This is a genomic window from Leptospira paudalimensis (assembly GCF_026151345.1).
GTDB classification, from domain to species: Bacteria; Spirochaetota; Leptospiria; order Leptospirales; family Leptospiraceae; genus Leptospira_A; species Leptospira_A paudalimensis.
Map to the genome: position 1 here is coordinate 2413179 of NZ_JAMQPR010000001.1, position 7997 is coordinate 2421175.

Sequence of the window (7997 nt, forward strand, 5' to 3'; positions counted from 1 at the left end):
TGGCATTTTTTTCAATGACATATATCAATTGGTAGCAAATTTCAATTCGCTTCTATGCAAAAAATTTCATTCGTATGAATCCGAGTATGTTTCAAGAAAATAAGGAAGATGGAATGGCAAACGAATGTTACAATTCGTTACCTATTGCAATCTTTCAAATTTCAAAACAAGGAATGATCAATTTTATCAATTTCGAAGCACAGGAATTATTTGGCATTACACAAATTGATTTTTACAAAAGTTCATTTAGTACGGTTTTAACTGAGAAATCAAAAAACATTTTCCAATCATTCATCAGCACAATTTGTTTAGAAAAAAACAAACATGCTTGCCTAGTTGAAATCACCAAAGAAAATAATTTGACAAAAAAAGTTTCACTCTTTGGAAATCTCTCGATAGACAGTGAGTGGATCCAGCTAGTTGCAGTAGAAGCAAAAAACGAAAACGAAATTTCCTTTAAAAAGGAATTTGAAGACATTTCCAATGTTTCCCACGTTGGCCGATGGGAGTTAAATTTAATCACTGGGTCCTTAGAGTGGTCAAAAAAAATCTATGAAATCTTTGAATTGGATCCAAACCAATTCAAACCTAGTTACGAAACTTTTTTATCCGTCATCCATCCAGAAGATCGCGAAAAAGTGAACCATGCATACTCTCAATCTCTTATCCATAAACAAAAGTATGAAATTGAACACCGAGTCATTCTGTTAGATGGTCGTATCAAATGGGTTAGGGAAACCTGTTATTCAATATTTGATTCAAATGGAAACCCAGAGATATCCATCGGAACTTGCCAAGACATCACTAGACAAAAGGAATCGGAAATACACTTAAAGGAGAGTGAAAAAAAATATTCAAACTTGGTCGAAAATACAGCGAGTTTAGTCTGGAGTACAAATGCAAACGGGCATTTTTCTTACCTCAATCCAGCTTGGGAAAAATTACTTGGATATACAAAGGAAGAAATGTTAAATCGACCTTTCTCCGATTTTCAACCTCCTGATATATCCATTCGAGATCAAAAAGTTTTCGAAATACTTAAGTTAGGTTTCGAATCTTCGAAAAACAATTACGAATCTGTATTTTTGTCTAAAATCGGAGAAATAAAATATTTAAATTTTTATCCTACTCCCCTTTTCAACGAATTTGGAGAATTTGTAGGTTCACAAGGTACCGCAAACGACATCACATTCAAACGTACTTTGGATCTAAAACTAGAAGAAACATATTTTGAATTAGGGCAAAGACAATTTGCAATCGACCAACATGCGATTGTTGCAATCACCAATCTAAATGCTGATATTATTTACGTTAATAAAAAGTTTTGCGAAATAAGTAAGTATACAAGGGATGAATTAATCGGCGAAAACCATCGCATCATCAATTCTGGGCACCATCCACTTGAGTTTTTTAAAAAATTATACCAAACAATTAAATCAGGAAATACCTGGCATGGTGAAATCAAAAATAGAGCAAAAGATGGAAGTTTTTACTGGGTTGCGACAACCATTGCGCCAATTAAAAATGCACGTGGTGATATTGAAAAATATCTATCCATCAGAACAGATATAACCGAAATCAAGGAAGCGGATGAAAAAATCAAATCACTCCTAAATGAAAAAGCGCTGATCTTAATCGAAGTGCACCATCGTATCAAAAATAATATGAATACGATTTATAGTCTGTTAAAAATGGAAGCAAACTCACAAAAAGATATTCTGCATAAAACAATCTTGATCGATGCGTCAAATCGAGTTCGAAGTATGATGTTGTTATATGACAAATTATACCGATCAGAAAACACAGATATCATTTCCATTAAAGATTACTTTCCGACTTTGATTTCTGAAATATTAAATATATTTCCAAATCAAGACAACATTTCGACTGATATACAAGTAGAACCTGTTGCGATTAGCACAAAAATCTTATCCTCCATCGGAATCATCATTAACGAGCTTGTTACCAACTCAATGAAATATTCCTTCGGTGAAGGTCAAGTAGGGAAAATTACGTTTCACGCAAAAATTCAGAATCAATTTTTAATCATCGATTATGAAGATGATGGAATTCCAATCGACCCGACGATTTTACTCCAATCAACAAATAGTTTTGGTTTAAACCTAATTAACATGCTAGTGAAACAATTAAAGGGAATTGTTCATATAGAAAATTCTAATGGAACTAAATATAAAATTGAGATCAAAATCTAGGATTTTATTCAATGAATGAAAAACGAATACTCCTCGCTGAAGATGATTTAATATCTGCTACTGTACTCCAAGAGTCTTTAGCCTCACTCGGATATCAGGTAACACTCGCTGAAGATGGACGAAAAGCTAAAGAGCTATTCTTAGAAAACCAATTCCCCATTGTCATAACAGACTATGATATGCCTGATGTAAATGGAATAGAACTCATTGATTTTCTAAAAGAAGAAGAGGTTGAGCCAATCATTATAGTCTTAACAAACCATTCCGAAACTTCCATCATCATTGATATCATGAGAAGAGGAATCTACGATTATATCGTAAAACCCATTGAAGAAGAAGAACTCTCCCTAAAACTTCAGCATGCATTTGAAATTCACAATATAAAAAAACTAGAAAAGGTGGCTAAGCGAGAACGTGAAATGCGCCTCGAAAGTCATTTGGATTGGATCAAATGGAAAGAAAAAATGGGAGGATCCGGTAAATCCAAAAATTTGAACAAAAATTTATTTGAGAGTTTAAAAACTAGTTTTAACCAAGGAACGGGATTTGGAGCACTCGTATCCTTACTAAAAATCGTTTCGGATTCCGCAGAAATTGAAGGAGATTTTTACAAGATTGATAGAGAGATTATGAGTCTCATCAAAACAAATGCAGAGATGGCTGAAAAAGCTTTATATACTTTTTCCGAAATAGATGAAATCTTAAACGGGAAAATTGAATTGGAGACGATCTCTTTAAGTTATTTATATAATGAAATAAAGAATGTCACAATTGAAATGAGTAACCTATTAGACATTCAAAAGAATCATTTATACTTGAGTGAGAAAAAATCATCATTTGATCAAAACAAAATTAATATTCACATAAATTATTTCATAATAGCATTGAAAGAAATGTTAACGAATGCATGTAAATTTTCGATCCCAGAAAGTAGTATTCATATCGTTATGTACATTGAAGCAAAATCACTTGTCATATCGATTTATAACTCACCCGTCATGAATTCGGATAGGACAGAAGGAATTCCGCTGGAATTCGAAAATATTATCTTTGAACCATTTTTTCGACTCACTAAATTTGTTTTCGATGACTACAAAACTCTAGATTTCGGTTTAGGATTGACAAAGGTGGAAGCAATCATCAAAAGATTTGATGGCAAAGTTGAAATTAAAAATATTATCGATCATCTATATGCTAAATCCCAACCAAAGACAAAAGTAATTTGCCGAATATCAATTCCACTTGTTCCATAAAAGGATCTAATAAATCCCAAACCTTACCTACGTAAGTTAAACAATCCATTGATTCCTCGTTGATCACAAAAAAAGAAAACCAAATCATGGTTCGAGTGGGAGTGGTGGAATGAAAAAAACGATAGTCGATGAAATTTTAATCTCAAGAGAGATCAAAAATGAGAAAACAGTCGCTGTTGTTCGGTTTGCCATATTTTCCTTCGCATCACTCATGGATTATTTGTCCTACTTCCATGTGATTAATTATACAATTGTTCCTCCCACAATCATCACACTTTTGTTAGACACAACATTCTTAGTCTTTGCAGGTTTTGTACTTTTTTTTGTAACTCATTTTTCGTTTCAACCTTATCTTAAATTTTTTACCATCACTTTGGATTATACCATTGTTGGATTAATGATTTTTTTTGATCCTACAGTACAAAGAGGTGATGGTGTTATTTATTTTATCGCTATGATTGGGGCCATATTCATCTATCAATTTAACTTACTTAGGCATTCCAAAATAGGGACAATCTATGGAGCTTTTTTATCATTTGTTTTCTTGTTTGTAATTTCTATCGGATTGGGTGGAGGATACCCTATCGATTTAATCCCAATGTTATTTGGATTAGGCATGATACTTGCAATTGGATATGTAACAACCGTTTCCAACATTGAAATGGTAAAAGAAGCAAATGCTAAACAAATGATGGAACGATACCTTCCCACACAATTAGTTAGTGAGTTTTATAAAAATAATGCTCAATTAGAACCAGGCGGGGAAATGAAAGAGGTAACAATCCTTTTTTCTGATATACGATCCTTTACAAAATATTCTGAACAAAGGTCAGCCGAAGAAGTAGTTCTATTTTTAAATGACTATCTATCTCGTATGACAGACATTATATTTAGATTCAATGGAACCATCGATAAGTTTATTGGTGATGCCATCATGACAATCTTTGGTGCTCCTTTTAAGCGAGATGATGATGCACTCCGGGCAGTCAAATCTGCTGTCGAAATGATAAAAGAAATACATCGATTCAATCAAAAAAAGAATTTGCCAGATGAACAAATTCAGGTGGGAATCGGTATCCACACTGGAGAAGTTATTGTTGGAAATATTGGTTCCGATCGTCGGTTAGATTATACTGTTATTGGTGACAATGTAAACTTAGCCTCTAGGATTGAGGGATTAACCAAACATTACCGGTGCTCAATTCTGATTTCAGAAGTAACATACCAACACATTGAAGGGAAGTATAGTGGATCGGATGGTTTTGTCATCAGAGAAATTGATAAAGTCATTGTGAAAGGCAAATCAAAACCAATTTCCGTGTATGAAGTTGTTTGTTTCACCGATTGAGTGAAAAGAAGTTTTATGATTCCAATCAAAAACTTTCCTTTCACTCTAAATGTTAGATCTGATCTAATTTAATAACACTTCCCTTGAGAAGTAATGTCCACAGCCCAAGCTCCAGAACTGTCTTTTGCTAACATAAAATCAATATCCTTACATTGAATCGTTTGACCTTCCGAATCAGTCCGATTGATATCCCCTTCATAGCGGTAAAACCCACCATTCGAACCTTTGTTAAACGTCCCATCATCAATGAGAACCTTCGACCAAGTGTAGTCTGGGTATTTTTCAGAAAAAGCTTTTACAACAAGTTCTTTCACCTCAGGTTTTTTAGGTGCCTTCTCATTTTCAGAAGCAATCGCCTTCACATCACCAACTCCAATTTCTGAAAATTTCCATTGGTTTCCCTTTTGGATATAGTTTGCACCTGCTTCAAATTCTCTCTGTGTTCCTGCTTTCTCTGCTACAACTTGAAACGGAACTTTAAGTTTTCGTTCTAAGAGTTTTCCTTTTTTATCCACTTTCTCTAGTGTTCCTGGGTCTCCAGCAGAAGTGACAGATATGATTGTTTCGCTCGGGTATTTTTTTGACCAAGTCGATCTTAAATCTCGTTCTGCTTGTTCCGTTGGGACTGGATCTGGAATCGTATCTGCAAACACTACAGATAAAGATAAGAAAATTAGAATTAGATAAGGTTTCCTGGTTTTCATAAGCATCGAAAACTTTAATTTCGCTAGAGATTAAATCAAGAAGAATATTTACAATTCTAAGCTTTCTTCAATGATTCATAGACCTGTGATAGTTCAATTTCAGAATCACGAAACCAAACAATTTGCTTCGATAGATCAGTAGCTAGATCGATATCTTGTACACATTGTTCCAAATACCCTCTCAGATGGTTCTTTAATTCTTTCGCTGATGTGATACCTTGTTCTTTAAAAATTTCCTTCCCACCTCCAAAAATGGTTCTCTCAAAGTAATCCCAGATTCGAGGATTTTCAAAGATCTCGTTCCAATTCGTTCCATAAAAATCACATACAAATTCATATGCTTGTTTTGTATCTTCTTTGTGTTCTTTAGAGCCTGTCATACGAAATGATATCAATGGAGATAAAAACGACTGAAATACCGCAAAGAGAAAACCGGAATCCCATAGATTCGAAAATCGTGAATTTTCAGCTGCCTCACAAGCCAAAACTTCCATCTCAATAATTGTTTTAGCCTCATTCATTTTGATTTGCATCGATTCGAAATAATGTTCCATTTGAGGACTCGAAACAATTCCTAGAGATTTTTCTGCAGTTGCAATTTCAGGATTTCCAGAATTAAGAAGTTTTTCTAGTCCATCTCGCATAACATATACCATATGATGCTTAGACATTCGCAAAAAAAGATCTTCTTCCTCCATTCTGAAAATGAAATTTGGTCCGGAAGTGGATTCATTCTCTAACTGGAATACTCGATTGTAAATCTTAGCAACATTTGGATCTTTTTTTGCCTCTCCGAATGACTCAAATGATAAGTGATATCCTTTTGCAATCTCTTGTGGAGAAGGGATACGATTCGATTTAGGTTTTGATTGGTAAACTTCATTTCCTAATTTTGAGTAGTATCCGATGATTTCTGTGAAATAGTTTCTATTTTGCGCCTCGGCCATGAATGCAGAATAATCTGCACTAGATTCAGCGAGCGATTCCATTTCAGATAATAATTTTTTTGCACTCAGAACTTCTTTGTTATCTTCAGGTAACGAATCAAAATAAGTTTTGAGGCCAGTTCGATAGGAATCGAGTAAATCTTTTAGTGCTGGTTCCATTATAATTTCTCACCTAATATGAATTCTATTCTTTGAACCAATCGATTCAATTGTGATTTTGTAAATGGATTTAGTAGTCGATAAGGATTCTGGAAATAAGAATCAATTTTAAATTTTGGATCTAACTCTTGTAGTCTTAAGTATTCTTGTTTTGTTTGTTTTGCTTTTTCTTTTTGATGGGAAACATTCGCAAGTGTATTGATCTGAAAGAGTAATTGTAATACAACTGCTGATTGATTGATTTTCTCATTTGCTTCACTTTCAGTGACAGGTGATAAGGTTTGGGGAAGTTTGGTTGCGAGTTCTGCATAATTTTGACAAGCAAGTGCTACTTCTTCCCGTTTTGAATAGACATTTGCATTCTCTTCCAATCCAAATTTTTCATATAATTGTTTCATCGATCGGTAACGATCAATCTGCTCACTTTTGGCAATGGAAAAAAGGTCTGAGTCAGTACCCAATTGTTTGGTATAGTCTTCATAACTGGAAGAACCAATTGCGATTTTCAACACTCTTTCATACGCTTTGACTTGCTCTTGGTTGAGCCTAGGGTTCTCTTTCAATTTTGTAATTCGAATATTGAGATACGATATGTGGTCCGATGTATGTTGATCCATTCTCTCCCCCTTTGATTTCAAAACGAATTTAGTTTCGAAAGAATGGATTGAAAAGTATTATTCATTACAAAAGTATTTTTTTCCAAACCTTGCAAGTAATACAAACTCAGACATTCATTTCACAAACATTTTGAATCGAGGACTTTAGGGTTTCAGAAGACATTCGTGGTGACTGTTTACTACCTTACCATACGTTTACATGACGTATCTGCTGTTATGTTCTATTTTTCTCATCATTAAAAAAATAAGTTGTGGAAAGTTATGGATTTCCGAAGGATAACCGCATGTGGAAATGTAAGTGGCTTTTATTATTTTTGATCCCCCAATTTTTATTTGCAGAAGGGTTTCAAAAAGGCAATCTCATGTTATTTGGTTCTGGATCGTTCGGTCTGGGAATGTCTTCCGGAAGTTTAGAACGTTTTGCAGAAACATATAATTTCCCATCATATCTTTATTTTCGAGATGGCGTGAGTGCAGAAGCTAAGACAGTTTCCTACTATATTCTCTATGACTTCAATGCTGACCAGGTCCGTTTGAATAGTAATTTGGGAGAAGTTGGAGTCCAATATGCTTTTTTCAAATACCTTTCCATTGGACTAACGGGCGTTTACCAGTCAATTGAAGCCTCAAACTTACGCCAAATAGAACCTACGTTTGTTCTGTTAAATGGAAACCTATTACAACGCCAAAATCCTTCTATTTCATATAATGAAACTTTATATTCCTCGGAATTACTTTCGTTTTTAATTCGAAAAG

7 protein-coding genes (1 of these 7 only partly in view) are annotated in these 7997 nt (G+C 34.2%); 4 read left to right on the forward strand and 3 right to left on the reverse strand.

Annotation, left to right across the window (positions count from 1 at the left end; genetic code table 11):
• Positions 1-86: 86 nt before the first annotated feature.
• From ND855_RS11225 to ND855_RS11235, 3 genes are all read left to right on the forward strand, one after another.
• A complete protein-coding gene (locus ND855_RS11225; protein WP_265358416.1) occupies positions 87-2213 on the forward strand; it encodes a PAS domain S-box protein in 2127 nt (708 codons plus the stop codon).
• 11 nt (positions 2214-2224) lie between these two features.
• Positions 2225-3466, forward strand: coding sequence for a response regulator (locus ND855_RS11230; protein WP_265358417.1), 1242 nt, complete (start codon positions 2225-2227; stop codon positions 3464-3466).
• Between the two features lie 109 nt (positions 3467-3575).
• On the forward strand, positions 3576-4814 hold the full coding sequence (locus tag ND855_RS11235) for an adenylate/guanylate cyclase domain-containing protein (protein WP_265358418.1): 1239 nt from the start codon (positions 3576-3578) through the stop codon (positions 4812-4814).
• Between the two features lie 68 nt (positions 4815-4882).
• Here ND855_RS11235 and ND855_RS11240 read toward each other — a convergent pair whose 3' ends face one another.
• From ND855_RS11240 to ND855_RS11250, 3 genes are read right to left on the reverse strand one after another with little or no spacing between them, the layout of a single operon-like run.
• Positions 4883-5518 carry a hypothetical protein gene (locus tag ND855_RS11240; RefSeq protein ID WP_265358419.1) on the reverse strand — a complete coding sequence of 212 codons (636 nt, stop codon included), beginning with the start codon at positions 5516-5518 and terminating at the stop codon, positions 4883-4885.
• A 56-nt stretch (positions 5519-5574) separates the two neighbouring features.
• The gene (locus ND855_RS11245; RefSeq protein WP_265358420.1) at positions 5575-6624 is read right to left on the reverse strand and encodes a hypothetical protein; all 1050 of its coding nucleotides are present in this window, start codon (positions 6622-6624) and stop codon (positions 5575-5577) included.
• Positions 6624-7241 carry a hypothetical protein gene (locus tag ND855_RS11250; RefSeq protein WP_265358421.1) on the reverse strand — a complete coding sequence of 206 codons (618 nt, stop codon included), beginning with the start codon at positions 7239-7241 and terminating at the stop codon, positions 6624-6626. Before ND855_RS11250 ends, ND855_RS11245 begins: the two co-directional genes overlap by 1 nt.
• Positions 7242-7525: 284 nt before the next feature.
• Here ND855_RS11250 and ND855_RS11255 point away from each other — a divergent pair, with 284 nt between their 5' ends.
• Positions 7526-7997: the 5' end (the start) of a hypothetical protein gene (locus tag ND855_RS11255; RefSeq protein WP_265358422.1), read on the forward strand. It continues 734 nt past the right edge of the window; 472 of the gene's 1206 nt are visible here — the first part of the coding sequence; the start codon lies at positions 7526-7528; its stop codon lies beyond the right edge, outside the window.